This window comes from Paraburkholderia sp. TE9906 (assembly GCF_056279605.1).
The window spans coordinates 101579-127293 of record NZ_JBWCCT010000003.1 but is presented as its reverse complement, the minus strand read 5'-3'; the positions used below and the strand labels follow the sequence as shown (position 1 = coordinate 127293).

Genomic DNA, 25715 nt, shown 5'->3' with positions numbered 1-25715 from the left:
TGCAAGCGGTGCGACGCTATCCGGATGAGTGAGCCTCGCTGTGATACCGGTGTGCGCGCAAGTGGAACGGTTTCGTGCCGCGCCAATGGGTGGCGAGCGACGCGGCGCAAAGCAGGTTCGCGGCCGCGCTGATGCCGAACAGCACGACGAATCCGTCGCCGAAAAAGTAGGGGGTGGTCGACAAGGCGGCGCCTGCCAGCATGCCGACGTGATGCGCGATGCCGGGGCAACTCGCGCTCAGCGCGCGCTTCGCGTTGCCTTGCAGATTCGCGAGGGCTGGGATCGTCAGGCAGTCGAGCAACAGAAATAGCTTTGCCGCGAGCGGGGCGAGCGCGGGGTTATCGACGGTGGCGAGCGTCCCGATCAGCAGCGCGCGTGCAACGTACAACGCCGTGAGCATCCGGTCGTTGCGCGAGCGGTCGGCGTAGCAGGCCAGCGCGCATACCGCCGCCAGCAGGAGCGCAATGTGCCAGAGCGGTTGCACGTCGCCCGCGCCGCATACAGCAAACAACTGGAAGCGCGCGAGACTGCCGCTCGACATGCCCGCAAGTAACGCGAGCAGCGCTGTCGTGCTTGCTGCGCGCGTCGATTGCGTAGGCTCATTCGTGTGATGACGCTCATTGGGGACCGTGCCGCTCAATTGCCGCCAGTAAAACAGCAGGGCGCCGCCCGCCGCGATCATCAACGCGGCGAGCAGGCCGCCTTGCTGCAATCCGCTCAGATACGCCGGTAGCGCATTCATCGCGCTCATCGTGACGATCAATGTTGCGGCGGTTGCGACGGTGGTGCGGCGAGTCGAGCGCGCTATCAGCAGCGGCGCGCCCATCATCGTCGCCAGCGCCAGCGCGCTCATCCACAGCGCGCTGGTGTGTGGATGGAGGCCCGCGCGCATCGACAACGCAGCGGCGCCGCCAGCGATCAGCACGCAAGCCGAGCCGGCCGCGCACACGGCAAGCACGCTTGCCGTATCGCCGACGCGCCGCGCGCCGCGCAGCGCCGGATCAGTGCTTGCAGCAGCCATGATCCGTCGGCTTGCCGTCTTCGACGCTGTTGAGATCGCGCTCGGCCGGCAGATCCATCGTCGGATTGCCGGCGAAGAAGTTGTTCGGCTTGAGCATGAAGCCGGCGTACTCGACGGGCATCACCGGAAAGTCTTCGGGCTTGCACACGTGCGTGTGGCCGAAGCTGTGCCACAACACGAGGTCTTCGTTCTCGATGTTGCGGTTCGCCTCGATATAACGCGGCAAGCCGTCGCCGCCCGAATGCTGGTTCGGATAGTCGCCGCTGGCATAGCGCTCGGCCGGATCGAACGGCGTGACCCACACGTGACGCGTCGCGAAGCCGCCGCGTTGACGCACCTTCGAACGCTCGTCGGCGAGCATCAGCGGCGAGTCGTTGACAATCAGCTTGTAGCCCGGATTTGCCCCCACGGCGTTCTTCACGTTCGGGTTGATGACTTTCCAGTAGCGACCCGTGCGACCATTCGCGAGGCGCGCGGCTTCGCTCTCCGTTTTGAGCACCTGCTTCGTCGTATCGAACACATTGCCGTACGGATTCGTATCGCCCATCGGACGCGGCACGAATTCGTGTTCGGTGACGGTATTGCGCTCGCCGTCGACCATCATGTGCATGCGCGCATTGAAGAAGTGCTGGTGCGTGGGGCCGCCGAGGTTCTCCGTGATCATGCCGCCCCACGGATAGGTGTCGCCGTCCGCCACCGCCGAGGTCTGCACGATGCCGGTCAGCTTGCATTCGAGCTGGATCGTGCCGTCCTGATACAGATACCAGTAGAAGCCATAGTCGTAATTGCCGACCGTCGCAAAGAACGAAATCACGAGACGGCGCGAGCGGCGCATTTCGAACACGCCGGTGCGGAATTCATAGTGCTTCCACAGCGTGCCGTAGTCTTCCTCGTGCATGCATACGGCGTTCTTCATCACGAACGCGTTGCCGAAGTCGTCGGCGGAAGGGATGTCGAAATAGCGGATCGTGCCGAGGCAATCGCATCCGAGTTCGAGCTGGTTCGCGAGTTTGCCGAGCCCGTATTCGCCCGCATCGAACGCGCTTTTCCAGTAATGGTTGGTGCTCGGATCGGAGTAGGGCACGCACATTTCCGTGACGCTCGCGCGGTAGATGATCGGCCGCGCGCGCTTGCCGTCGTCCCACGACAGTTGATGCAGCACGAGCCCTTCGCGCGGCGTGAAGCCGACGCGGAAGGTCCAGTTCTGCCAGCTCACGTGCCAGCCGTCGATCGTGAAGCTCGGGCCGTCGGGCTGATCGATCGACAGCGGCTTGAGCGTGCTGCGCGGCTGGCCGAGGCTCGGCGTGTCGTAGTTGTGTTTGGCGCGCGGAATCGGAATGATGCGGCCGTCGTCGATCAGTTCGATCACTTTCTTTTCGAGCAGATCGACCACCGCAAGCACGCCTTCGATCGGGTGCGCGTAGCCGTTATCGGTCAGCGTCTCGCGGTAGTAGCTCACGCAGCGCACGAGACGCCGGCCGTTTTCGTGTTCGCGATCGAAGCAGCCGGCCGAGAACGGATCGACCTGCACGCGCTCCAGGTCCTTTTCGCTGAGGCCGCGCTTCATGATCGCTACGCGCCACGCTTCGTCGTTCTTGACGATCTGCTCGGCGTTCATGAAGTCGTCGATCATGATGGGCGGCTGACCGTAAGGCGCCTGGTCGAACGGCAACACCCGGCGCGACGCGATGCGTTTTTCTCTCAGGTCCACGTCGAATTCGATCGTCGCGCCATTCGAGCGGTCGATCGCGAGCACGAATGCGGTGCGCGAAAAATAGTCGCCGGTCTTGAACGCGACCACTTCGGCTTTGGGCGGCTCGCGCAATTCGACCATCGGGAAACGGGCGTGCGAGTCGAGTTTTTCGGCGGCCTTCACGAGATCGCAGGCAAGTTGCATTTCGTCGCCGCTCAATGGGTCGAGCGGATGAACGAGGGGGCGGGCAGCTTTCGTGGCATTCGTGTTCATAAGATTCCCGTAAAGATGTTTGCTGGACCGGACAGCGTGCCGATCGGCACCGGTGACACGCGGCGCACGCTGAGTCGATGGCAAATCGTAGGAACCCAATAATATTTTCGCGCTTGCTTATCGCGCCAATTGAGCGATAAAGTGCGCCAGAGGAAACGACTCGGGCAACACGACAGCGCAGACTGGAGAGGAGACGCTCAACATGAAAAAAGTCACGCTCAATGGCAGTTTCCCGATGATTCGCGCGGCGGTGATGGGACCGGTCGTGCGCGCACTCGATCAATCGGGCGCCGATTGCGACACGCTGCTCGAAGCGTTCGGCATGAGCCGGCGGCTATTGTCCAATCCCTATGAAATCCTGCCGCTCACGCGTTACGTGGCGGCCTTCGAGCGCGCGGCCGAAGTGCTCGGCGAAGCGTCGCTCGGCTTGCGGCTCGGCAGCGAATTGCAGTTGACGGAACTGGGGCCGGCGGGCCTCGTCTTTCTTTCGTCACCCACGCTGAACGCGGCAATGCGCAAGTTCACGCTCGCGCTCGCCTCGTGGCAGAACACGACAAGCTGTGAAGTGCTGCGCGACGACGAGTGGCCCATCTGGACCTACCAGATCGCCAGTCCGCAAATCTGGCCGCGCCGCCAGGACGCGGAGTACAGCCTGTCGACCATGTGCAACATGATCCGGCTCGTGCGCGGCGCCGCATGGAATCCGGTCGAAGTGCATTTCGAACACGCGGCGCCGGCCGATCTCAAACCCTATGCGCGCATCTTTCGCGTACCGGTGCGCTTTCAGCAGCCTTTCAATGGCGTGATTCTGCGGCCGCAGGATCTCGACGCTTCGCTCAAAAGCGCCGATACGCAAATGGCGCGCATGATGGAGCGCCACGCAACCGATCTGATTGCGAACGATGCGATGCCGCACAGCATCGTCGAACAGGTGCGCGATCTGGTTACGCGGCGGCTTGCGCATGAAAAGCTGATCGTCGCGGACATTGCCAAAGACCTCGGCCTCTCGCATCGCTCGCTGCAACGGCATCTCGCGCAGGAAGGCACGTCCGTGCGGCAGATTCTGCGCGAGGAGCGGCAGCGCAGCGTCGCGGGTTTGCTCGAACGCGACGGGCTCACCAATGCGGCAATCGCACGGGCAGTCGGTTATGCCGACGCGACCGTGTTATGGCGCGCCACACGCAGCTGGAAAAAATAGTCGCGCGGCGCACACGCATGCTGCTTTCATTCTGAAAGTATCGTGCGACCTCGCGCCGACCACACCGGAAAAATAACATCGGGTTTCCTAAGTATCTGCTGCAGGCTGGCGAATTCAGGGTTCGCCCGCATTGGCGCGCTTTATCGAAAATTTGGCGCAGTTGGCGAAGTCGCTTTATTTTTTAGCTACCTACCATGCGCTCACCCCGAAGCATTTGAGGTCGGTCAAGCGAGCGCCATAACCAAGTAGTGCAAGGGTTCTGGCGAGTTTCAGACTAGCCAATAACATAGAGGCAGCGATGAATGAACCCTATTCGCCGACCAGTCTGGTCGACGCGGAGAACCCCGTGGAATTGAAGGGCAATACGCTGGGCTTGTGGCAGATCGTGTTTCTCGTGATTTCCGCGGCGGCGCCGCTGACCGGCATGCTCGGCGCGGTGCCGCCCGCGATCAGTCTCGGCAACGGCGCGGGCATTCCTGGCGCGTTCGTGATTGCCGGGCTCGTGCTGCTGATCTTCAGCGTCGGCTTTGCGTCGATGAGCCGGCACGTGGTGCGCGCCGGTGCGTTCTACGCCTACATCGCCGCAGGACTCGGGCGGCCGTTGGGCATGGCCGGCGCGCTCGTCGCACTGATGTCGTACACGTTCATCCAGATCGCGCTATACGGTCTGTTTGGATTCTTCTGCACGGTGATCCTGTCGCCGCTGCTGCATACCGCGCTGCCGTGGTACGGCTATTCGCTGATCTGCGTGGCGGTGGTGCAATTCACCGGCATTCGCGGCATCGATCTGAATAGCCGCCTGCTCGGCGTGCTGATGTGTCTCGAACTCGGGATCCTCATGCTGCTCGCGATGGCGATCGTGATCCACGGCGGCGGGCCCAACGGCCTCACGCTCGCGCCGTTCTCGCCGCAGCATGTTTTCAGCGGCCACCTCGGCATTGCCGTGATGTTCGCGTTCGCGTCGTTCATCGGTTTCGAAGCCACCGCGATCTATGGCAAGGAATGCCGCGATCCGAAAGTGACCGTGCCGCGCGCAACGTACGTGTCGGTCATGCTGATTCTCGTGTTCTTCGCGTTCGTCACGTGGACCATCGTCTGCGCGTACGGTCTCGCCGACGTGGTCGACGTCGCGACCAAACAGCCCGGCGATTTCTGGTTCATTCAATCCGGCAAGTACCTCGGTGGCGCGGTCACGACGGTGATGAGCTTCCTGCTGCTCAGCAGTATTTTCGCGAGTCTGCTGTCGTTTCATAACACGCTGGTGCGCTATATCCACGCGTTGAGCCTCGAAGGCATCCTGCCGCAAGCGCTGAACCGCGTGCATGAAAAATACCGTTCGCCGTATGTCGCGAGCTATCTGCAAACGCTGTCCGTGTGCGTGTTGCTCGGACTGTTCATCGCGTCGGGCAGCGACGTGTTCAACGTCGTGTTCAGCTGGAGCTCGGCCCTCGGCACGATCGGCATCGTCATGCTGCAGGCGGTGACGAGTTTTTCGGTGATCGCATTCTTCCGCAAGACGCGCAAGGATACCCGCGTGTGGCACTCGTTCCTCGCGCCGCTGCTCGGCGGACTCGGCCTGCTGTATATCGGCGTGATCCTCGTGCGCAATCTCGATGCGTTGAGCGGCTCCGATAGCCCGATCGTCAGGTCCTTCCCCTGGATCGTGTTCGCCGTGGCGCTCGTCGGCGTGCTGATCGGTCTCATCCTGCGCAAGAAGCGGCCGGACATCTACGCGGGCTTCGGCCAGTAAGCGTCTCTCCGTATCGGTCCACGCTCACCACAGCTCACCTCACTTTCCGGCAAAAACATGGCAGACAAATTCGTCAAGCGCTCGGCGCTTGCGCTGGCCGCGCTCGGCCTCGCGATGGGCGCACACGCGCAATCTTCAGTCACGCTGTACGGCACGGTCGACGCCGGCCTCGTCTACACGAACAACCAGCAGACGACGCACGCCGACGGCAGTACCAGCGGCCACGCGAACTATCAGCTGGCGGGCGGCAATCTGGTGCCGTCGCGCTGGGGCCTGATGGGCACGGAGGACATCGGCGGCGGCACGACGGTCAATTTCACGTTGGAAAACAGCTTCCTGATCGGCAACGGCGCGATGCTGCAATCGAACACGCTGTTCAACCGCAACGCGTGGGTCGGTCTGAACAACAGCACGTACGGCGCGCTCACCTTCGGCCGCCAGTACGATCCGTTCTCCGATTTCCTCGGCGCCTATGTGTCGAGCAATAACTGGGCGACGCTGTACGGCTCGCATTTCGGCGACGTCGACAATCTGAACGAGGCGTTCAACTTCAACAACTCGATCAAGTACATCAGCCCGAGCTTCGGCGGCTTCACGTTCGGCGGGCTGTTCAGTCTCGGCGGCGTCGCGGGCGATTTTTCACGCAACAAGGGATGGGCGCTCGCGGCGAATTACGTGCATGGGCCGTTGTCGCTGAGCGCGGGGTATCTGGAGTTGAACCAGCCGCTCGACGCGGCATTGGGCGGCGCCAACGGTTATATCGGCGACTTCAGTTGCGCGAACCCCGGCGCGTCGTACTGCCTGCTGCAGGACGCGAGCAAGGTGCGGATATTCGGGGCAGGGGGCTCGTATGCGTTCGGCAAGGCGAACGTGGCGCTGACTTACACGCATACGCGGCTGTCGCAGAGCCAGTACTTCGCGAGTGCGGCGCGGCCCGACGGCGCGGATATTTCGTTCGATATCGCCGAATTGAATACCACGTACGCGCTGGCGCCCGATTTGCAGCTAGGCTTCGCCTATATTTTCAACGACGCCAGGCCGTCGGGCAGCGCGTCGACGCGAGTACATCAGGTGAATCTGGGGGCGGTGTACAGCTTGTCGAAGCGCACCGCGGTGTACGCGGTGGCGATCGGGCAGAAGTCTTCGGCCGCGGGGCTGGCGATCGATCCGTCGACGGGCGCGACGCAGAACCTCGCGCAGATTCCGAATATCGTCAACTCAGACTCGGATAAGCAGCTTTCCGTGATCGTCGGGTTGCGGCACAACTTCTGAACGCGCCGCACCCGCGCCGGCTCAATCCGCGAGCCGGCGATCCGCCAGCGCATTCTGGCAATCCGCCAGTACTTGCCTGACCAGCCGTGCTTGCGGGTCGAGGTCGTCGGTATCGAGAATTTCCTCGACCGCGTCACGCGCCCAATCGGTATCGACGAAGCGGGCGTGCCGCTGCGCGATGTCGAGCGCCGTGGCCGACAGCTTCGCGATGCTCAGCCAGTCGGCCTCGCGCGCGCGGCGGTCGAGCCACTTGTGCGCGGACTGCACATGAAACGCCGCGTCGGGCCAGTCTTCGTTCAGGTAATAGGCGCCAAGGCTGCCGCATGTGAGCCAGCACAACAGCTCCAGACGGTCACGTGGACTCAGATGATGGCGTACATCACTCATGGCGACGCTCGCTGCTGTAAATTGCCCGGAGAGGACGGCGGGACGTCGTCCTCCGCTTTCAGCAACAATATCACGCAAAATTCAGGCGCGGCAATTTCCAGCGTATCCTGGCGCACTGTTTGCGGCAGGCGGGCATACGCTTTCCGCCTGCTCGGGCGCAGGTGCCGCCGCTCGGGCGCGGCCGGCGCGGCTAACGCGTCGCGACGATGAAAAGCCGCGGGAACGGCAGCAGCACCGTGCCGTCGGGGAGCGCCGGATAGGCCTTCGCGATTTCGTCCTGGTAGCGTTGCAGGAAGGCCTGCTGTTCGGCGTCGTCGAGCGCGGCGAGGAACGGCCGCAACGCGCTGCCCTTGAACCATTCGACCACCGCGCCGGCCCCGCCTGCGAGCGGGTGATGGTAGACGGTGCGCCACACGTCGACTCGCGTGCACAGCGGCTTGAGCAAACCGTAGTACCAGTCGGCGCCAAAGCGCATGGTCCGCTCGACGCCCTTGAGCTTGAGCGCCCACGGGCCGTGCGCGGCGACCTCGCGCAGCAGACAGTGCGCGGGTTCGTCCAGATTGTCGGGCATCTGCACGGCGAGGCTGCCGCCCGGCGCGAGCTTTTGCGCGAGCGAAGGAAACAGTCGCTCGTGGCCGGGCACCCATTGCAGCACCGCGTTGGCGAGGATCAGGTCGTACGGTCCCGGCGCGTCCCACGTCGAAATGTCGCTCACGTCGAACCGGAATTGCGGCAGGCGCTGGCGGGCCGCTGCGATCATGTCGGCGGAGCTGTCCAGACCGACGATCGCCGCGCCCGGTGCGTGCGCCGCGAGCGTTTCGGTGGAATTGCCGGGGCCGCAGCCGAGGTCGACCGCGTGGCGCACGTGCGTCGCGGGGACCGCGGCGAGCAGATCCCTCACCGGACGGGTGCGCTCGTTTTCGAACAGCATGTACTGTTTCGCCTGCCAAGCCGTTGTCGCTGTCATCTGATGCTCCTTTGTGTGCGGGTCATGCTGAACGGCCGGTTTGCGGCTGCGTTCAAAAAGCGCATTCTCGGCTCGATACGTCACCGGAGTAAAATGAATTTATCATTCCGATTCCTTCATTTTTCTAATGAAAATCGACACGCTCGGCGTCCAGGCCTTCGTCGCGATTGCGGATCGCGGCAGCTTTCAGGGCGCGGCCGATTCGCTGCACGTCACGCAAACGGCGATCACGCAACGGCTGCGAAAGCTCGAAGCGTTTCTCGGCGTCACACTGGTCGAGCGGACCACCCGGTCGATGGCGCTCACCGAAATCGGCCGCAGTTTCCTGCCGCAAGCGCGCCGCTTGCTCGGCGAACTCGCCGACGCGCTGGTCGAAATCCGCGAGACGGGGACGGCCCGGCGCGGCGACGTGTCGATGGCCTGCGTACCGACCGTGGGCGTGCAGTATCTGCCGCGCATTCTGCAGGCGTATGCAGCGCGCTATCCGCATAACCGCATCAAGATTCTCGATCACGCGTCGGCGGCGGTGGAGGAGGCCGTGTTGCGGCGGGAGGTCGAATTCGGCATCAGTATCGCGCGCGATCCGCATCCGGATCTGGTCAATGTGCCGTTGACGGTGGACCGTTACGTGCTGATCTGCGACCAGGATCATCCGCTCGCGAAGCGGCGGCGCATGGCGTGGCGGCAATTGCACGCGTATGCGCTGATCTTTGCGGGCGAGGTTAGCGGCAATCGCGCGCTGCTCGATGGCGCACTGGAAACGAGCGGGCTCGCGTTGCGCTCGTTCTACGAGGTCCAGCGCAGCTCGACGGCGGTGGGGCTGGTCGCGCAAGGCGTCGGCGCGGCCGTGGTGCCGGCGCTCGCGCTGCAGAAGGGCGCGTACCCTACGGTTCGCATGATCGAGTTGACACAGCCGGCGGTGTCGCGCACGCTCGTGCTGGTCGCACGGAAGACCGCGCAACTGTCGCCGGCGGCGCAGGCACTGTACGACATGATTCGCGAGCAGGCGACGCTGAAGGGGTGAGGGGGGAGTCAGCCGTCCCAGCCTTTTCATCAGATCATCCATCCACGACGAACGAGCCGTGCTCCAGATACTCGGCAAGACCTCATCGATCAACGTCCGCAAGGTGCTCTGGACCTGCGCGGAACTCGGGCTGTCCTTCGAGCAGGAGGACCGGGGTTCGGGATTTCGCGCGACGGACGTCGCGGAATTTCGCGCGCTCAATCCGAACGCGATGGTGCCCGTGATCCGCGACGGCGACTTCGTGCTGTGGGAATCCAATTCGATCATCCGCTATCTGGCGGGCCGCTATCACGGCGAGGCGATCTATCCGGGCGATCCTTGCGAGCGAGCGCGCTGCGACCAATGGATCGACTGGCAGGCGAGTGAGCTGAATCGCTCGTGGAGTTACGCATTTCTCGCGCTGGTGCGGCATTCTCCCGCCCATCAGGATCAGCAGCAGATCGCGCTGTCATGCGCGAACTGGACGAAGCACATGGCGATCGTCGAAGGACAACTGGAGCGCACGGGCGCGTTCATCGCGGGGCAGGCGTTCTCGCTCGCGGACATTCCGATCGCGCTGTCGGTCAACCGCTGGCTCGACACGCCGCTGCAGCACGAAGATTTTCCGGCCGTTAGCGCTTACATGGCTCGGCTGGCCGGGCGCGAAGGCTATCGCGACTACTGCCGCAACGGCACGCCATAAGGCAATCGGCCGCTCGGCCGCGCCTCGCACGGCATGCGAACACCTCCGTTTTCGCCGAGGCGAACCGAGCGACCGACGCGGCGCGTCCTGCGCCGCACCCGTCCTTTCCGTGTCCGCGCTACTGACAAAAACCCACCGGAAAAGCTTACAGATTCGCACGTACGCAACGCTTCTGCGCACCACGTCCCGACTCCCCTACAATGGCCGCTTTTGCGACACGGATTGAAGGTTCAACGATGCGGTTATCGAAATTCGCGCTGGCTTTGCTGACAGCGTTCTTCGCTCTCAATGCGAACGCCGAAATGACGGCGGCCCAGTACAAACAGTGGGCTCATACGGATAACAACTCGGTCTACGCCGCGTACATCACCGGCACGATCAACGCGTACGGTTGGGCGAACGGCGACCTGGTCGCGAAGAAGCGGCCGCAGTTGTTCTGCCCGCCGCAAACGCTCGCGATCGGCAATCAGACCGTCTATCCGTTGCTCGACGCGTTTTTTGCCAACCACCCCGGCATTTCGGACGATTTTCCGATCGGCCTCGCGATTCTGCGTGCGCTTCAGGGGGCGTTTCCCTGCTGATGCGAGCGCGCCGCGCCTGAGGCCAGCCGGAAGGCGTCGACGGCCCACGCCTCGTTCGCGTCGAGCGTCGGCTGGGCGCGCGCCAGCCACTCCCCAAGAGGCGTGAGCCGGATGCCGGCCACGGAACCATCGAACGATTCGGAGACGAACGGTGCGTCGTCGTCCGGACGGCGGACGATCTGCACGATATGCGTGATGCCTCGCGGCCGGGGATGGTTGGCCGCCCAGGCGGGATTGCCGATCTTCAGGCCGATGGTCGCGCATCGCGGCAACGTATCGGCTGTGAGGGCGGTGCCTTGCAGGACGAAGCCGGTGCGCTGCCCGATCTCGTGGATGATGCGCTCGGACCACGTGTGGAGCGCGGCGATGTCGTCGTCGGCGAACACCGTGCGGGCGGCCGCCACGTTGTGCGCTTGCAGCGCTCGCGACAGAAGCAGGGCGGTCCAGCCGGAGCAGTCGATGACCGGCGGACTCGCCGACAACCCTTCCGATTTCATGCCGCGCCGGTAGCCGACCCGGCCCGTATGGCGTTGGACGAGTTGCCACATAGTGGCTTCGGCGGCTTCGAATGGCATCGCACGCAGGTCCTCGCAACTTGAGTCACGGCAGCCGTCAGCCCGCGACGAAACCAACAGTGCAACCACGCGACGAGCCCGCATCGAGCGAGCCCGCCGCGCGTCAAACACCAAACCTCAAACGCCACTCAAACCTGCACGAGCTTCGGAATCTGCACGTCGGGATTGACGTCCGCTTCGTAATCCACGCCCGAGATCTCGAAGCCGAACAGCCGCAGGAAATCGGTCTTGTAGCCGCTGAAATCGGTGAGTTCGTAGATATTCTCGTTGGTCACCTGATTCCATAGCGCCTGCACGCGCTCCTGCACTTCGGGGTCGAGTTCCTTGTAGTCGGCGCGCAGACGGCCTTCGTCGTCCAGATGCGGCGCCGCGCCATAGAGGCTCTCCTTGTACAGACCGTACACCTGCTCGATGCAGCCTTCGTGCGTGCCTTTCTCCTTCATGACCTTGAAGAGCAGCGACAGGTACAGCGGCATCATCGGAATCGCGGAGCTGGCCTGGGTGACCACCGCCTTGAGCACCGACACGCGCGCGTCGCCGCCCTTGGCCGCGAGCTTCGAGCGGATGCCCAGCACCTTCTGGTCGAGGTCTTTCTTGGCCGCGCCGATCGAACCGTTCCAGTAGATGTCGTGTGTGATCTTCTCGCCGAGGTAGGTAAACGCGGTGGTCTTCGCGCCGTCCGCGAGCACGCCGGCTTCCAGCAGCGCGTCGATCCACATCTGCCAGTCTTCGCCGCCCATGACCGCCACGGTGTGGTCGATCTCGGTCTGCGTCGCCGGTTCGAGGACCGTTTCCTTGATGACTTCCTTGTCCGTGTCGATGCCGCGCAGGTTCACGGCCTGGCCGACCGGCTTGAGCGTCGAGCTGAACACTTCGCCGCTCTTCGGATGCGTGCGCTTGGGCGCCGCAAGGCTGTAGACGACGAGGTCGACCTGGCCGAGATCGCGCTTGATGACCTCGATGGTGCGCTGCTTGACCTCGTCGGAGAACGCGTCGCCGTTGATGCTGCTCGCGTACAGCCCTTTTTCCGTGGCGAATTTCTCGAACGCGGCGCTGTTGTACCAGCCCGCCGTGCCCGCCTTGGTTTCGCTGCCGGCGCGCTCGAAGAACACGCCGAGCGTGTCGGCGCCGCAGCCGAACGCGGCGCTGATGCGCGCGGCGAGGCCGTAGCCGGTGGATGCGCCGATCACGAGCACCTTTTTCGGGCCATTGGCGATGGGGCCGCGTGCGTTGACGTACTCGATCTGTTCGCGGACGTTGGCTTCGCAGCCGGTCGGATGGGTGGAAACGCAGATAAAGCCACGCACGCGCGGTTTGATGATCATGAAGCACCTCTTGTCGGAATTTGGCGACATTATAGTGGCCCCCGATTGTTGCGGGCCACCGTGCGGGTTTGGCCGACCCGGGTTGCCGTCCATCACGCAAAAATCCGCCGCCGCCGCGCATCTTGGTAGGATTGCGCCTTTCCCGGCAGACGGTAGCAAGCGTGAAGCGCCTCATCCCCTCGTTTCTGGCGGCCCTCGACAAAGGGCTGACCTTCATCAACCCGCACATCGCGCAGGCGCTGTGGCACCTGCGCCATCCTACCCGCCGCGGCGTGGCGTGGGCGTGCGCCGCACTGCCGGTGCTGCTGCTCCTGTATGTGCTGCTGTTGATTCCGTTCACGCCGGGCATCGGCGACATCCGCAAGGCGAAGATCGAGCAGCCGGCGCGAATTCTCTCGGCCGACGGCAAGCTGCTCGCCGAGTTCAAGCCGTCCAACCGCGAGTGGGTCAAGCTCAAGGACATCTCGCCGAACGTGGTGAGCGCGCTGATCGCGACCGAAGACCACCGCTTCTATCAGCATTTCGGCCTCGACTGGCGGCGCACCGCATCCGCGGCGCTGCATACGTTTTCCGGCGACCGCCAGGGCGGCTCGACCATCACGCAGCAACTCGCGCGCAACCTCTATCCGGACGAGATCGGCCGCGCGCCGACCCTCACGCGCAAGCTCAAGGAAGCGATCACGGCGTTCAAGATCGAAGCGCTCTACAGCAAGGACGAGATTCTCGAAACCTACCTGAACACGGTGCCGTTCCTGTACAACGCATACGGCATCGAGATGGCGGCACGCACCTATTTCGACAAATCGGCGTCCGACCTGAACGTGCTGGAAAGTGCGACGCTCACCGGCATGCTCAAGGGCAACAGCTATTACAACCCGGTGCTGAACCCGGAGCGCGCGCTGGATCGCCGCAATACGGTGCTCGCGCAGATGGTCAAGTACGGCAAGCTGACGCCCGCCGCCTACGAGACGCTCAAGCGCCGCCCGTTGCGCATCGATTTCGAGCGTCAGACCGAGCCGCCCGGACCCGCGCCGCACTTCGCGCAGCAACTGCGCAAGTGGCTCGCGGCATGGGCTGATCGCAACGACTACAACATCTACTCTGACGGCCTCGTGGTGCGCACCACTATCGATTCGCGCCTGCAGAACATGGCGACCCAGGCCGTCACGCTGCAGGGCAACCAGTTGCAGGGCATCGCGAACTCGGCGTGGGGCACGCGCTCGGGATGTTCGAGCGGCCGCGACCTGCTGCAGACTTTCCTGCGCGAGACGCCCGAGTTCCGCGCCGCGAAAGACGCGGGCCTGAGCGACGACGACGCACTCAAGCGCGTCGCATCCGATCACGATCTGGTGAAGTCGGTCTGCGAGACGAAGACCCGCGTGCAGGCCGACTTCCTCGCGATGGACCCGCGCAACGGCCAGATCAGGGCGTGGGTCGGCAGCCGCGACTTCAGCCAGGACCCGTTCGACCACGTGCAGCAGGCGCGCCGTCAGCCGGGCTCGACGTTCAAGCCGTTCGTCTATGCGGCGGCCTTCGAGGCGGGCGCCAAACCGTCCGATACGCTGGTCGACAAGCCCGTCGAAATTCCGCTGGCGGGCGGCGAAGTCTGGCGTCCGAGCGACGAGGACGAACCGAGCGAGCGCGCGATCAGCCTGCGCGACGCGCTCGCGTTTTCGCGCAACCGCATTACCGCGCAGGTGATGGAGACGGTCGGCCCGACCAAGGTCGCGCGCCTCGCGCGCGACATGGGCGTGCGCGACAGCGAACTCGACCCGGTGCCGTCGCTCGCGCTCGGCACGAGCCCGGTGACGCTCAAGGAGATGGTGTCGGCCTACGGCACGATCGCCAACCTCGGCGGCTATGTGGAGCCGGTGATGGTCACACGCATCGAAGATCGCAACGGCGAGGTGCTGGCCGATTTCGCGCCGGCGCCGTCCCGCCAGGAACTGCCCGCCGATGCCGCCCGCACGCTGGTCGACGTGATGCGCGACGTCGTGAGCCGCGGCACCGGTTCGAGCATTCGCGGCCGCTTCGGCGTGCGCGGCGACGTCGCGGGCAAGACGGGTACGACCCAGGGCAACGCGGACGGCTGGTTCATCCTGATTCATCCGCAACTGGTGGCGGGCGCGTGGGTGGGTTTCAACGACAGCCGGGTCACGTTGCGCAGCGATTACTGGGGGCAGGGGGCGCATAGCGCGCTGCCGATCGTCGGCGACTTCTTCCAGCGCGCGCAACGCTCGCGGCTCGTCGACACGCACGTCAAGTTCGATACGGCGCAGGCACCGGGCTGGTTCGCCGAACGCACCGGCCGGTTGCGCGACTGGTTCCAGCAGTTGCTGGCGGCGGCGCCGGTCAAACCGGAGAAGCCGGCTGCGCCGCGCAGCCCGGTGCGCCGGGCGCCGGTTGAAACCGTTGCGCCTCAGGCGTCGGCGGCGTCCGCGGTGTCGGAGACGGTGGTCGAGCCGCGCGACTTGCCGCCGCTGCTACAAGCGCCGGGATCGGCGCCGGCGCCCGCGAGCGGGGCGGTCGACGGTGAAGCGCGCGGCGGCGGTGCGCCGGCCATCGCGCCGACGCCCACCCCGGACGATGTCGTGCCGCCCGATGCGGATAGCACGCCCGGCGAAGGGGCGACGATGAACGGCAGCGCGGCGCGCTGAGCGTGGAGAGCAGTCTGCGAGACCGGGGCCGCACGATGCGATGGCTCCGGGGGGCGCTCAGCGCGGTTGGTTCGCTGAGCGCTCCCTCGATTCCGGCGGTCTGGGCGCGGGGTCCGAGCTGCTCACGGGCATCGGTGCGGCCGGGGCTCGATCGCGTTGATCAATACGTTCGGATAGCGCGGCAAGATCCCGAGTCTATGTCGCTGCAGCGCGGTTGCGTCACCGCAGCGTGACCGCTTCGGCTCACGCGTCGCTTGGCCTCGTCCACAAGCCGGGGCTATCCCGCGCTTCGTGCACGGCGTGATGCCCCATCGCGCCGCATCTCTGCCACCCCATCCACCACTAAGATCGCGCCACATTAGCACCGCCCGCCGCGCGCGGATCAGGCAGCCCGGATGCCGACGCTTCGAGCGACGCATCGTGATGCAGCAGCAACACCGCCGCGACCCCCACGAGTCCCGCGCCCGACAGGCACAGCAAACCCGCGCCGAAGCCGCCGGTGCTGTCCTTGATCCAGCCCATCGCGAACGGTCCGAAGAATCCGGCCAGATTGCCGAGCGAGTTGATCGCGGCAATTCCGCCCGCTGCCGCCGCGCCCGACAGGAACGCGGCCGGCAACGTCCAGATCACCGGCAGGCAGCCGAAGATGCCGAACCCGGCGATCGACAATGCGATCATCTTCTGCACCGGATTGTCGAGCCCGGCCGCCGCCGCGATGCCGCCGGCCGCGACCAGCAGCGCGATCGCGACGTGCCATCGGCGTTCGAGCTTGTGGTCCGAATGCCGCCCCCACAGCACCATGCTGATCACGCCGACGATATACGGCAGCGACGTCACGAAACCCGTCTGCAGGTTGGTGAGACCGAAGGACTTGACGATCTGCGGCAGGAAGAAGCTCAGCCCGTAATTGGTCGCGTTCGCGCCGAAATAGATGAGGGCGATGGCAAGCACGCGCGGATTGATCAGCGCTTCCTTCACGCTGAAGGCGCGCGCGGCTTCACGATGCTCGCGCTCCTGTTTCTGGCGCGCAACCAGCCAGTCGCGTTCTTCGGCGGCGAGCCAGGTGGCGTCGGCGGGCCGGTCGGTCAGGTAGAACAGCACCGCAAACGAAAGGAACACGGCGGGCAGCGCCTCGATCAGATACACCCACTGCCAGCCGGCGAGTCCGCCGTGGCCGTCGAGCGACAGCAGCGCACCGGAAATCGGCCCGCCGATCACCGTGGACAGTGGAATCGCCGCCATGAAATAGCCGACCACGCGGCCGCGATAGGCGGCCGGGAACCACAGCGTCAGCAGGAAAATGATGCCGGGAAAGAAGCCCGCCTCGGCCACGCCCAGCAGAATGCGCAGGCCATAAAAGACATGCGCGGGCGAGAGTCCCGTGTAGCGCGAGATATCGGGGATGAACGCCATCGCGCCCGCGAGAATGCCCCACGTGAACATGATCCGCGCGATCCAGCGGCGCGCGCCGAAGCGTTCGAGCAGCAGGTTGGACGGCACTTCGAAGAAAAAATACGCGATGAAGAAGACCCCCGCGCCGAAACCGAACGCACTGGCCGACAGGTCGAGCGCCTTGTTCATCTGCAACGCGGCAAAGCCCACGTTGACACGATCCAGATAGGCGATGAAATAGCAAAGGATCAGGAACGGCACGAGCCGAACCGTGACACGTTTCAGGGTGCGTGCTTCGAGTTCCATCGATGTCTCCTCCGGTCCACTTTCCGGTTTCGTTTGAACGGTGTCGTTACAGACTAGGCGCTGAAATGCGTTTGCGGAAGGCTTTTACACGTGCCGTGATGTCGGAGCGAGGGAGCAACGAATGTGCCGCGGCGGCAAAAGGCAATGGGCGTGGAATGAAATGACGCGTGGACGCGCGCCGCAACGTTTCGAAAGATTGTTAATACACGCGTAACAGTGTTTTCAGGTGGCGAGGCTGATCTCTTGCATGCGATTGCGGATAATTACGTTTGGTAATCCGCGAGAAAAAGTACAGGTATCACATGGCCCTCCATCATTCCCCTCGACTACTCGAATCCCACCACCGCGTGCGCGGTTTTATCGCGGCCGTGCTCGCGAGCGCGAGCCTCGTGGGCTGTGCATCGACGAGCGACGTCGTCGCCAGCGACAAGCCCGGTACCTACACGGTCGCGGCCAGCGCGACAGGCGGGCGCATGGCATGGGCGCGCGCGCACGAACACGCGGTGAACGAAGCGCGCGACTATTGCGAGCGTCGCGGAATGCACAGCAGCGTCACGACAGAAACCGTCACCGGTGTGCAGGTGATGTCGGAGCACGCGTCGTCGGTTAATTTCGAGTGCCATCCGAAGTTCTAGTGTGAAGCGGGCAGGGGTGCGATATGCGCTCGCCGTTTTTCCGCAATGCAGGTGTGTGTCTGCGTCGGCGATGAGCCGCTGGCCCGCCGCAGCATTCACAAACCGCGAATCCATTGACGCGTGTATTCGAAAGCCGCCACGCCGGCTTTAACGAAACCTTTCCATGACACGCGCGGCCGCGGCGTGCGGCAACTAATAGAAGCATCGCAATTGCGACGACTTTCGCGGCAGCACCAGACGCCGCACTGCCTCGTTCGCTCCGCTCACCGTACTCAACGAAAAAATGCCGGCAGGCGGCTTCGACGCCTCAACCGCGCCGGCCGCCTGCTTGCGTGCGCGGCAACGAGGGCCGCTGCCACGCCGTCACTTCTTGTCGAACGTGACGAGGTTTTTGTCTTTCGTATCCGCCACGAAGATGGCGAGCAGTTTCGCCGGTTCGGTCGCGCTCGCGTTTTCGCTAACCGTATGATGGACGCCGGGCTTCTCGGTCCAGTATTCGCCCGCGTGATAGACGCGCTCCTCGCCATTGTTGACCCGGCTGCGAATCGCGCCCGACAGCACATAGCCGACCACGAAGGCCTGGCCGTGCCGATGCGACGGCGACTTGCCGCCCGGCGCGTAGTCGACCACCAGCGCGGTCATCGTCTTGCCCGGCACGTTCGCAATCGCTTCGGCGAAAGCAGGTGTGATCGTTTCGCGAGCGGTGGAGTCGGCGGCGAACGCGGACGGCGAAGCGCCGATGATCGAGAATCCGGCCAACGTCGCCGCGATAAGGGTGCGAATCTTCATTGCGTTACTCCTGACAAAGCGTCATGACTTCATTGTTTGTATCGGCGGTGAGCGCATCCGCGGTAGCGTGAACCTGCTTCGCCCAATTTGCCGCTACCTCGACCAGTTCCGTGCGTGCCCGTTCGAGTGCTTCCGCGCGCGCCTCGGGGTTCGCAAATTGCAGCGGCTGCGCATCGACGAAAGTCGGCTCGGCGACCCCGAGAAAGCCGAAAGCCGCTTTCAACGCCGGCGTGAGCGCATCCATCGATTCGTAGGGCGAGCCCGCGCGCAAGTCCGCGCCACGACTCGTGATGAACAGCACCTTCTGGCGCACGAGTTGCCCGACGGTGTGGCCATCTTCCGAGTTCACGTAGGTGAGGCCGGTGCGCGTGACGCTGTCGATGTACGCCTTGAACGCCGAAGGCATCGACCAGTTGTACATCGGCATCGCGAAGACGAGTGCATCGGCGGCGAGCAGGCGCTTGCACAGCGCATCCGATGCCGCCAGCGTCGCCTTCATCGCCGCCGTACGTTCGTGGGTCGGGGTGTAGGTCGCAATCGCGAAAGCCTCGGTGACGTGCGGCGGGGTATCGACCGTGACGTCGAGGTAGTCGACTTCGAGGTCCACGCGCTCTTCGCACAGGCGTTCCAGAAAATAGCGGCTCAACGCGCGGGAGTTGGAGCGCTCGCGTTTCGCGCTGGCGTCGACGTGCATGATCTTCATGATTTCCGTCCTTGCGTTAGTGATTAACCTGAATGCAGATTAAAGACTCGACTGGCTTTATGAAATGACCGGTTTTGTCTAATTCAAGGTAACCACTTTGACGCACTGCCGCGCCGCGAGATAGGCCGCGCCATGAAACAGTGAAGTACCGGAATCAACTTTGACAATATCTGACTTCGCAGATAAAGTTCCGCTCACCCACCAGGAGGCCACGATGAATCATTACTCGCCGGATAGTTTCAGCCTCACGCAAAGCGTGGGCTTTTCGATCAACAAAGCGCGTAACCTGCTCGTGACCGAAATGGATGCCGCGCTCAAGGACCTCGATATCACGGCACAGCAGATGGGCATTCTGCTGTCGATGCGGCGGGGCGTCGCCGCCACGCCGTTCGAGTTGTCGAAGCTGCTCGGCATCGACACCGGCCTGATGACGCGCATGCTCGACAAGCTGGAAACGAAGGGTTTGCTGGAGCGCTCGCGCAGCATCGAAGACCGCCGCGTCGTCAACCTGAAGCTGACGAAAGAGGGCGAAGCGGTCGCCGCGCAGTTGCCGGAGATCGTCCCGGTCGTGCTTAACCGGCGTTTGAGGAAGTTCACGAAAGCCGAATTCGAAGAACTCCGCCGCTTGCTGAACAAGTTTCTCGCGGACTAGGCGCAACGCAAGCGAAGGCGCACGCGAGGGCTCTCAAGGACGGACAGCGGCGTGCAGCATCGCAGCGATTTTTTTTCATCTATTTATCTGACAGGTCAGAAAATGAAATCACAGTTAATTAACCGGGCAGCCCGGTCGCGAGTCGCGAAGGCTGGTGTGACGGTGATCTTCGCGGCCGTGCTGTCGGCGTGCGCGAACTACGCCGGTATCTCGAGCGACAGGCAGATGGCGCAGCCGCAGACCTACGCGACTGAGCAAAGCATTCCGCAGGACAATGGTCATTGGCCGGCCGCCGATTGGGCCGACCAGTTCGGCGACGCGCAACTGAAGGCCTTGCTCGCCGAAGCGCTGAAGGGCAATCCATCGGTCGAACAGGCCCGCGCCCGAGTCGCCGCCGCGGCCGCCTACAGCGACACCGCGAAGGCCGCCACGATGCCGCAGGTCGGCGCGACCTACTCGTTCACGCGGCAACAGTTTTCGAGCACCGCGCTCGTGCCGCCGCCGTATGCGGGTTCATGGCAATCGGAAAACAAGGGACTGCTGTCCGCTTCCTACGATCTTGATCTGTGGGGTAAGAATCGCGAAGCGCTGAAGGCGTCGCTGTCGCAACTGCAGGCAAGCCAGGCCGACGCGGAAGTCGTCGGGCTGACGCTCACGTCGTCGATGGCGCGTGCGTATAACCAGTTGGCACGCCTCTACGCGTTGCGCGACATCGCGCAGCAGGAGATCACGCAACGCGAACGGATCGACCGTATCACCGCCGGGCGCATCGCCAGTGGTCTCGACACGCAAGTGGAACGCAAGACGGCACAGGCCAATCTCGCCACCAGCCGCGCGACGCTGGCCGCGCTCGACGGCAGCATCGTCACGACCCGCTATCAACTGGCGGCGTTGCTCGGCGCGGGGCCGGACCGCGGTCTCGCGATCACGCGGCCGGCGCTCGGCGTCGGCGATGAAGTGCGTCTGCCGGAGAACCTGCCCGCCGATCTGGTGAGCCGCCGCCCCGATCTGGTGGCCGCGAAATGGCGTGTCGATGCGCTGACTCACGACGTGAAGGAAGCCAAGGCCGAGTTCTATCCCGACATCAATCTGAGCGCGGCCATTGGGCTCGACGCGTTCGGCTTCGGCCGTTTTCTGACTGCGGCGAGCCGCACCGCATCGGCCGGCCCGGCGATTCATCTGCCGATCTTCGATGGCGGCCAATTGCGCGCGCAATTGAAGGGCCGTTACGCCGAGTTCGACTACGCGGTCGCCACCTATAACCAGACTCTCGTCACCGCGCTCTCGGAAGTCGCGACGCAGCTCGCGCAAATCCGCTCGACCGACCAGCAACTCGTCGACGCCGAGGCTGCGCAGGACGCCGCCCGCGGCGCCGACCAGCTGGCGCTCACGCAATACAAGGCCGGCCTCGCCAATCAGCTGACGGTGCTCAACGCCGACACCACCGCGCTCGCCGCCGACCAGCAGGTCGCCAATCTCAGGATGAACCGGCGCGATCAGCAGATTGCCCTGGCCGTGGCGCTCGGCGGCGGCTATGCCGACCACGCCGATGCCGCGAATCCGGCCACGGCCACGGCATCGGCAGCGGCCGCTTCGGCGGCAAACACTCAACCCGTCGTCGCCGCGCGTTGAAACGCCATCGCGACAATTCCGAATCTGTCAGGAGCCCCATCATGAGCGAAACGATCGACACTGTCCGCGCGACCGCGAAAGCGGACCCGGTCCCTGAAACGCAACAGCCCCGCACGAAGCGCAAGCTGCTGCTCACGCTGCTCGCCGCAACCGTCGTGGTGGCGGGCGCGGCTTACGGCGCGTACTACTTCACGGTGGGCCAGTACCATCAGTCCACCGACGACGCGTACGTGAGCGGCAACCTCGTCCAACTGACGCCGCAAGTGAGCGGCACGGTCGTCGCGGTGAACGCCGACGACACGCAGATCGTCAAGCAGGGCGCGCCGCTCGTCACGCTCGACAACGCCGACGCGAAGATCGCGCTGGCCGATGCGGAAGCGTCGCTCGGCCAGACCGTGCGCCAGGTCAGCGGCCTCTACGTGAACAACGACTTCTACGCGGCCACCGTCGCGCAACGCCAGTCCGATCTCGCGCGTGCGAACGACGACCTGAAGCGCCGCCTGACCGTGGCCGAGACGGGCGCGGTATCCGGCGAGGAAATCGCCCATGCCCGCGACGCGGTCAGCTCCGCCCAGGCCGCGCTCGACGCCGCGCGCCAGCAAGCCGAGGCCAACCATGCGCTGACCGATCGCACGTCGATCGAACAGCATCCGAACGTGCAGGCCGCCGCCACGAAAGTGCGCGACGCCTATCTGAACTACGCGCGCAACACCTTGCCCGCGCCGGTGACCGGCTACGTCGCGCGGCGTTCGGTGCAGGTCGGCCAGCGCGTCGCGCCAGGCACGCCGCTGATGGCGATCGTGCCGCTCGACGGCGTCTGGGTCGATGCGAACTTCAAGGAAGGCCAGCTTAACCACATGCGCATCGGCCAACCCGTCACGCTTACCGCCGACGTGTACGGCTCGGGCGTCAAGTATCACGGCCGGGTAGTGGGCTTTTCGGCGGGGACGGGCGCCGCCTTCGCGGTGTTGCCCGCGCAGAACGCCACCGGCAACTGGATCAAGGTCGTGCAGCGGCTGCCGGCGCGCATCCAGCTCGATCAAAGCGAACTGAACGGGCATCCGCTGCGTATCGGGCTGTCGATGCAGGTCGACGTCGACACGCGCGAAGAGTCGGGCGCGCAGCTCGGCGCGGCGGCCGGCACCACGTACCGCACGGATGTGTTCGCGCAATACGGCGCCGATGCGGATGCGGAAATCGCCCGGATCATCGCGCAGAACATGCCGGCCACGCGCGAGATCGCGGCCAGCACGACGCAAAAGAACGCGGCGCAAAAGCCCACACCGCGCAAGGCGGGCTGAAACGGCAGCCGCGCAGGCCGGGCTTTTCGCCCAATTAACTGATAAGTCAGATAGTTTTATCTTCCTCGACAGGTGATGACATGAATGGATCGGGCACTGCGGCGACGCTGCCGCCGTTGACAGGCGGCAAGCTCGTACTGGCCACGCTTGCCGTGGCGCTGGCCACGTTTATGAACGTGCTGGATTCGTCGATCGCGAACGTGGCGATTCCGACGATCGCCGGCAACCTGGGCGTGTCGGTGGACGAGGGCACGTGGGTGATCACGCTGTTCGCGGCCGCCAACGCGATCGCGATTCCCCTGACGGGCTGGCTCACGCAGCGCGTCGGGCAGATCAAGCTGTTCGTGTGGGCGATCCTGCTGTTCGTGCTGTCGTCGTGGCTGTGCGGCATCGCGCCGAATCTGCCGGTGCTGCTCGCCGCGCGGATCCTGCAAGGCGCGGTGGCGGGGCCGTTGATTCCGCTGTCGCAAGCGATCCTGCTCGGTTCGTATCCGAAGGAAAAAAGCTCGCACGCGTTGGCGCTGTGGGCGATGACGGCGACCGTCGGGCCGATCGCCGGCCCCGCGCTCGGCGGCTGGATCACCGACAGCTACTCGTGGTCGTGGATTTTCTACATCAACATTCCAGTGGGCCTGTTCGCCGCCGGCGTGACGTGGGCGATCTATCGCACTCGCGAAACCCCGACGCGGCGTCTGCCGATCGACATGATCGGGCTGATCTCGCTGATCGCATGGGTCGGGTCGCTGCAGATCATGCTCGACAAAGGCAAGGACCTCGACTGGTTCAATTCGCCGGTGATCGTCGCGTTGACCGTGTTCGCGGCGATCAGCTTCGCGTTCTTCGTGATCTGGGAGTTGACCGAAAAGAGTCCGATCGTCGATCTGAGATTGTTCGGAAAACGAAATTTCCTCGGCGGCACGATTGCGATTTCAGTGGCCTATGCGGTGTTTTTCTCGAACCTCGTGCTGCTGCCGCAATGGATGCAGGGCTACCTGAACTACCGCTCCGTGGATGCCGGCCTCGCGACCGCGCCGCTCGGCATCTTCGCGGTGGTGCTCGCGCCGGTGATCGCGAAGCTCCTGCCGAAGTCGGACGCGCGGGTATTGGCAACGCTGGCGTTCATCGGCTTCGCGGGGGTGTTTTTCATGCGCTCGCACTACACGACGGGCGTGGATACGTGGACGCTCGTATTGCCGACCCTGTTGCAAGGGTTCCCGACCGCGTTCTTCTTCGTGCCGCTCACCGCGATCATTCTGTCCGGTCTCTCCGCGGACAGGATTCCGGCGGCGGCGGGGCTGTCGAATTTCGTGCGGGTGTTTGCCGGGGCTGTGGGGACGTCGCTGGCATCGACCGGATGGAACAACCGGACGATCCTGCATCACGCGCGGCTCGCCGAGCAGACGAGCGTCGACAATCCGACCTTCATGTCCGCGCTCGATTCGTTGCACAGTTCGGTGGGCGGCAGCCCGGCTCAGGCGATGGCGTACTTCGAGCACTCGTTGAACACGCAGGCGGCAATGCTTGGCCTGAACGATATTTTCTGGCTGTCGGCGGTGATCTTTGTATTGATCATCCCGCTGATCTGGGTGACGAAGCCCGATCACGCGAGCGCGGCGGCAGCAGCTGGGGCGGGTGGGCACTGAATGGGCACTGAATGGGCACTGAATGGGCAGAGAATGAGCAGAGAATGAGCAGAGAATGAGCAGAGAATGAGCAGAGAATGGGCAGAGAAGCGGGCGGATTGGGCGGATTCATGGGCGCCCCGCTGCGGTGCTCATAGCGCGCGCTTCAAAACTCTGAACGCCGCCGCCATTGCATCCACTGCGGCGCGGCGTTCATCGCTTATTGCTTGGCGGCCGTTTGACGAAAGGCCCACCCGAAAAATCGACCGACGCACGCGCCTGACGCTCGGCCTTCACGCGGGACCGGCGAGAAGGGCGTCCGGAGGCGGGCTCAGTGCGCGCCGTTTCCAGTCGCCGCGACATTGTTTCAAGGCGCTCGCGAAGCAGGTCCGTCGAGGCGATCCGCTCAACTAGCAACGCATCCTTTTCCGCGAGTTGCGCATCGATTGCCGCACATCTCGATCTCGACGCGGCCAGGTCGGCCTTCGCCGTCGCGAGCTCATCGCGCAAGGCGTCGCGCTCCGAGCGATGTTCGGTTTCCAGCGACGCGATCCGTTCATTGGCCGCTTGCAGTTCCTTGCGCGCGCGACTGGCCGCCGCCCGTTCGCTCTCGATTTCAAGCAAGGCCCGCTTTTCGGTCGCCGCCAGCCGCTGTTCGTTCAGATCGTGCGACTGGCGCAGTTTGGCCAATTCCTCGGCGAAATCGCGTCGTGCGTCCGCCAGTGCGGCCGTGCCTGCCGAGATTTCGTCCTTCGAGACAGCCAGTTGCCTCTTCAGCATGTCGTTGGCCGTTTGCAGTTCGACGAGGCGCGCTTCGAGCCCGCTGATCTGCTGGCCGAGCGCGGCGGCGTTGCGGGCAGCCTGGTCGGCTTTCAGCGCCGCGTCATTGCGCTGCGCTTCCATGTCCTGCGCCTGCTGGCGAGCTGCGGCGATGTCCGACTGCGCGTCCTGCCTGAATACGTCCAGCGCGGCGCTCGCCGCGTCGCTCGATAGTCGCCACAGGTTGGCGGCCAGTTCGCCCGCCGCCTTGGCGACCTCGGGCGGCAAGTCCGGACGGCCAACATCGACGCGGGTCTTTTCGCGCACCTCGACCCAGAAGTCGCGCAGCGCCTTGGCCGGCGCGCTCATGCTGCCTTTGCGCACCAGCTGGTAAAGCCGGTTGGCGGTCGGGGTTTCGCCGTACCGGAAGAACATCAGCGCGCAGACCTCGCGATATAGCGCTTGCGTGTCGGCGGCGTGTTCGCGGACGGCTTCAATGTCGGATTCGAGTGTCATGGG

The 25715-nt window shown here is 64.3% G+C and carries 22 protein-coding genes; 12 read left to right on the top strand and 10 right to left on the bottom strand.

The annotated features are described in order from the left end of the window. Positions 1-16: 16 nt before the first annotated feature. The gene (locus ACZ9H4_RS08335) at positions 17-1021 is read right to left on the bottom strand and encodes a hypothetical protein (RefSeq protein WP_476118733.1); all 1005 of its coding nucleotides are present in this window, start codon (positions 1019-1021) and stop codon (positions 17-19) included. Next, complete coding sequence (locus ACZ9H4_RS08330; protein WP_408142253.1) at positions 1002-2987, bottom strand: primary-amine oxidase; 1986 nt, start codon at positions 2985-2987, stop codon at positions 1002-1004. Before ACZ9H4_RS08330 ends, ACZ9H4_RS08335 begins: the two co-directional genes overlap by 20 nt. Before the next feature lie 202 nt (positions 2988-3189). Here ACZ9H4_RS08330 and ACZ9H4_RS08325 point away from each other — a divergent pair, with 202 nt between their 5' ends. The 3 genes from ACZ9H4_RS08325 (at position 3190) to ACZ9H4_RS08315 (ending at position 7207) form a co-directional block, all read left to right on the top strand. Beyond that, a complete protein-coding gene (locus ACZ9H4_RS08325) occupies positions 3190-4185 on the top strand; it encodes an AraC family transcriptional regulator (RefSeq protein ID WP_408142251.1) in 996 nt (331 codons plus the stop codon). Positions 4186-4483: 298 nt separating this feature from the next. Then, complete coding sequence (locus ACZ9H4_RS08320; RefSeq protein ID WP_476118731.1) at positions 4484-5935, top strand: APC family permease; 1452 nt, start codon at positions 4484-4486, stop codon at positions 5933-5935. A 57-nt stretch (positions 5936-5992) separates the two neighbouring features. Then, positions 5993-7207, top strand: coding sequence for a porin (locus ACZ9H4_RS08315; RefSeq protein WP_476118730.1), 1215 nt, complete (start codon positions 5993-5995; stop codon positions 7205-7207). A 21-nt stretch (positions 7208-7228) separates the two neighbouring features. Here the strand turns inward: ACZ9H4_RS08315 and ACZ9H4_RS08310 are convergent, their stop codons facing one another. Then, the gene (locus ACZ9H4_RS08310; protein ID WP_175157603.1) at positions 7229-7594 is read right to left on the bottom strand and encodes a hypothetical protein; all 366 of its coding nucleotides are present in this window, start codon (positions 7592-7594) and stop codon (positions 7229-7231) included. 190 nt (positions 7595-7784) lie between these two features. Next, positions 7785-8561 (bottom strand): trans-aconitate 2-methyltransferase, encoded by a 777-nt coding sequence (gene tam / locus ACZ9H4_RS08305; RefSeq protein ID WP_476118729.1) that lies wholly within the window; start codon positions 8559-8561, stop codon positions 7785-7787. 127 nt (positions 8562-8688) lie between these two features. Between tam and ACZ9H4_RS08300 the strand changes: the two genes are divergently transcribed. The 3 genes from ACZ9H4_RS08300 to ACZ9H4_RS08290 all read left to right on the top strand — a co-directional run bounded on the left by ACZ9H4_RS08300 (position 8689) and on the right by ACZ9H4_RS08290 (position 10848). Continuing rightward, positions 8689-9585, top strand: a complete 897-nt coding sequence (locus ACZ9H4_RS08300; protein ID WP_476118728.1) for a LysR substrate-binding domain-containing protein — start codon at positions 8689-8691, stop codon at positions 9583-9585. Positions 9586-9643: 58 nt separating this feature from the next. After that, a complete protein-coding gene (locus ACZ9H4_RS08295) occupies positions 9644-10267 on the top strand; it encodes a glutathione S-transferase family protein (RefSeq protein ID WP_476118727.1) in 624 nt (207 codons plus the stop codon). 236 nt (positions 10268-10503) lie between these two features. Then, complete coding sequence (locus tag ACZ9H4_RS08290; protein WP_408142238.1) at positions 10504-10848, top strand: Rap1a family protein; 345 nt, start codon at positions 10504-10506, stop codon at positions 10846-10848. Here ACZ9H4_RS08290 and ACZ9H4_RS08285 read toward each other — a convergent pair. Then, positions 10827-11423: a hypothetical protein gene (locus tag ACZ9H4_RS08285; RefSeq protein WP_476118726.1), complete on the bottom strand. Its 597-nt coding sequence runs from the start codon at positions 11421-11423 to the stop codon at positions 10827-10829. The two genes, ACZ9H4_RS08290 and ACZ9H4_RS08285, sit on opposite strands and share 22 nt — an antisense overlap. Positions 11424-11551: 128 nt before the next feature. Next, positions 11552-12748: an enoyl-ACP reductase FabV gene (fabV, locus tag ACZ9H4_RS08280; RefSeq protein WP_408142234.1), complete on the bottom strand. Its 1197-nt coding sequence runs from the start codon at positions 12746-12748 to the stop codon at positions 11552-11554. A 161-nt stretch (positions 12749-12909) separates the two neighbouring features. On the opposite strand from fabV, the gene ACZ9H4_RS08275 reads away from it, so the two are divergent. Beyond that, the gene (locus ACZ9H4_RS08275) at positions 12910-15405 is read left to right on the top strand and encodes a penicillin-binding protein 1A (protein WP_476118724.1); all 2496 of its coding nucleotides are present in this window, start codon (positions 12910-12912) and stop codon (positions 15403-15405) included. A 342-nt stretch (positions 15406-15747) separates the two neighbouring features. On the opposite strand, the gene ACZ9H4_RS08270 is transcribed toward ACZ9H4_RS08275, so the two are convergent. Then, on the bottom strand, positions 15748-17103 hold the full coding sequence (locus tag ACZ9H4_RS08270) for an MFS transporter (RefSeq protein WP_408152636.1): 1356 nt from the start codon (positions 17101-17103) through the stop codon (positions 15748-15750). Positions 17104-17405: 302 nt separating this feature from the next. Between ACZ9H4_RS08270 and ACZ9H4_RS08265 the strand changes: the two genes are divergently transcribed. Then, positions 17406-17738: a hypothetical protein gene (locus ACZ9H4_RS08265; RefSeq protein WP_476118723.1), complete on the top strand. Its 333-nt coding sequence runs from the start codon at positions 17406-17408 to the stop codon at positions 17736-17738. Between the two features lie 363 nt (positions 17739-18101). Here the strand turns inward: ACZ9H4_RS08265 and ACZ9H4_RS08260 are convergent, their stop codons facing one another. Together ACZ9H4_RS08260 and ACZ9H4_RS08255 are read right to left on the bottom strand one after the other, a co-directional pair. After that, the gene (locus ACZ9H4_RS08260) at positions 18102-18527 is read right to left on the bottom strand and encodes a cupin domain-containing protein (protein WP_408142226.1); all 426 of its coding nucleotides are present in this window, start codon (positions 18525-18527) and stop codon (positions 18102-18104) included. A 4-nt stretch (positions 18528-18531) separates the two neighbouring features. Further along, positions 18532-19230 carry an FMN-dependent NADH-azoreductase gene (locus ACZ9H4_RS08255; RefSeq protein WP_476118721.1) on the bottom strand — a complete coding sequence of 233 codons (699 nt, stop codon included), beginning with the start codon at positions 19228-19230 and terminating at the stop codon, positions 18532-18534. Positions 19231-19444: 214 nt separating this feature from the next. On the opposite strand from ACZ9H4_RS08255, the gene ACZ9H4_RS08250 reads away from it, so the two are divergent. The 4 genes from ACZ9H4_RS08250 to ACZ9H4_RS08235 all read left to right on the top strand — a co-directional run bounded on the left by ACZ9H4_RS08250 (position 19445) and on the right by ACZ9H4_RS08235 (position 24458). Then, complete coding sequence (locus tag ACZ9H4_RS08250; RefSeq protein WP_408142222.1) at positions 19445-19882, top strand: MarR family winged helix-turn-helix transcriptional regulator; 438 nt, start codon at positions 19445-19447, stop codon at positions 19880-19882. A 102-nt stretch (positions 19883-19984) separates the two neighbouring features. Beyond that, positions 19985-21514: an efflux transporter outer membrane subunit gene (locus ACZ9H4_RS08245; RefSeq protein WP_476118720.1), complete on the top strand. Its 1530-nt coding sequence runs from the start codon at positions 19985-19987 to the stop codon at positions 21512-21514. 41 nt (positions 21515-21555) lie between these two features. Further along, positions 21556-22815, top strand: coding sequence for an HlyD family efflux transporter periplasmic adaptor subunit (locus ACZ9H4_RS08240; RefSeq protein ID WP_408324411.1), 1260 nt, complete (start codon positions 21556-21558; stop codon positions 22813-22815). An 80-nt stretch (positions 22816-22895) separates the two neighbouring features. Next, a complete protein-coding gene (locus ACZ9H4_RS08235; protein ID WP_476118719.1) occupies positions 22896-24458 on the top strand; it encodes a DHA2 family efflux MFS transporter permease subunit in 1563 nt (520 codons plus the stop codon). 192 nt (positions 24459-24650) lie between these two features. Here the strand turns inward: ACZ9H4_RS08235 and ACZ9H4_RS08230 are convergent, their stop codons facing one another. Continuing rightward, the gene (locus ACZ9H4_RS08230; RefSeq protein ID WP_476118718.1) at positions 24651-25712 is read right to left on the bottom strand and encodes a DNA-binding protein; all 1062 of its coding nucleotides are present in this window, start codon (positions 25710-25712) and stop codon (positions 24651-24653) included. Between the last annotated feature and the right edge of the window lie 3 nt (positions 25713-25715).

Excerpts from the sequence above, each read along its gene's own strand:
- ACZ9H4_RS08335 (WP_476118733.1), bottom strand. The coding sequence starts at position 1,021 with ATGGCTGCTGCAAGCACTGATCCGGCGCTGCGCGGCGCGCGGCGCGTC.
- ACZ9H4_RS08330 (WP_408142253.1), bottom strand. The coding sequence starts at position 2,987 with ATGAACACGAATGCCACGAAAGCTGCCCGCCCCCTCGTTCATCCGCTC.
- ACZ9H4_RS08325 (WP_408142251.1), top strand. The coding sequence starts at position 3,190 with ATGAAAAAAGTCACGCTCAATGGCAGTTTCCCGATGATTCGCGCGGCG.
- ACZ9H4_RS08320 (WP_476118731.1), top strand. The coding sequence starts at position 4,484 with ATGAATGAACCCTATTCGCCGACCAGTCTGGTCGACGCGGAGAACCCC.
- ACZ9H4_RS08315 (WP_476118730.1), top strand. The coding sequence starts at position 5,993 with ATGGCAGACAAATTCGTCAAGCGCTCGGCGCTTGCGCTGGCCGCGCTC.
- ACZ9H4_RS08310 (WP_175157603.1), bottom strand. The coding sequence starts at position 7,594 with ATGAGTGATGTACGCCATCATCTGAGTCCACGTGACCGTCTGGAGCTG.
- tam (WP_476118729.1), bottom strand. The coding sequence starts at position 8,561 with ATGACAGCGACAACGGCTTGGCAGGCGAAACAGTACATGCTGTTCGAA.
- ACZ9H4_RS08300 (WP_476118728.1), top strand. The coding sequence starts at position 8,689 with ATGAAAATCGACACGCTCGGCGTCCAGGCCTTCGTCGCGATTGCGGAT.
- ACZ9H4_RS08290 (WP_408142238.1), top strand. The coding sequence starts at position 10,504 with ATGCGGTTATCGAAATTCGCGCTGGCTTTGCTGACAGCGTTCTTCGCT.
- ACZ9H4_RS08285 (WP_476118726.1), bottom strand. The coding sequence starts at position 11,423 with ATGCCATTCGAAGCCGCCGAAGCCACTATGTGGCAACTCGTCCAACGC.
- fabV (WP_408142234.1), bottom strand. The coding sequence starts at position 12,748 with ATGATCATCAAACCGCGCGTGCGTGGCTTTATCTGCGTTTCCACCCAT.
- ACZ9H4_RS08270 (WP_408152636.1), bottom strand. The coding sequence starts at position 17,103 with ATGGAACTCGAAGCACGCACCCTGAAACGTGTCACGGTTCGGCTCGTG.
- ACZ9H4_RS08265 (WP_476118723.1), top strand. The coding sequence starts at position 17,406 with ATGGCCCTCCATCATTCCCCTCGACTACTCGAATCCCACCACCGCGTG.
- ACZ9H4_RS08260 (WP_408142226.1), bottom strand. The coding sequence starts at position 18,527 with ATGAAGATTCGCACCCTTATCGCGGCGACGTTGGCCGGATTCTCGATC.
- ACZ9H4_RS08255 (WP_476118721.1), bottom strand. The coding sequence starts at position 19,230 with ATGAAGATCATGCACGTCGACGCCAGCGCGAAACGCGAGCGCTCCAAC.
- ACZ9H4_RS08250 (WP_408142222.1), top strand. The coding sequence starts at position 19,445 with ATGAATCATTACTCGCCGGATAGTTTCAGCCTCACGCAAAGCGTGGGC.
- ACZ9H4_RS08245 (WP_476118720.1), top strand. The coding sequence starts at position 19,985 with ATGAAATCACAGTTAATTAACCGGGCAGCCCGGTCGCGAGTCGCGAAG.
- ACZ9H4_RS08240 (WP_408324411.1), top strand. The coding sequence starts at position 21,556 with ATGAGCGAAACGATCGACACTGTCCGCGCGACCGCGAAAGCGGACCCG.
- ACZ9H4_RS08235 (WP_476118719.1), top strand. The coding sequence starts at position 22,896 with ATGAATGGATCGGGCACTGCGGCGACGCTGCCGCCGTTGACAGGCGGC.
- ACZ9H4_RS08230 (WP_476118718.1), bottom strand. The coding sequence starts at position 25,712 with ATGACACTCGAATCCGACATTGAAGCCGTCCGCGAACACGCCGCCGAC.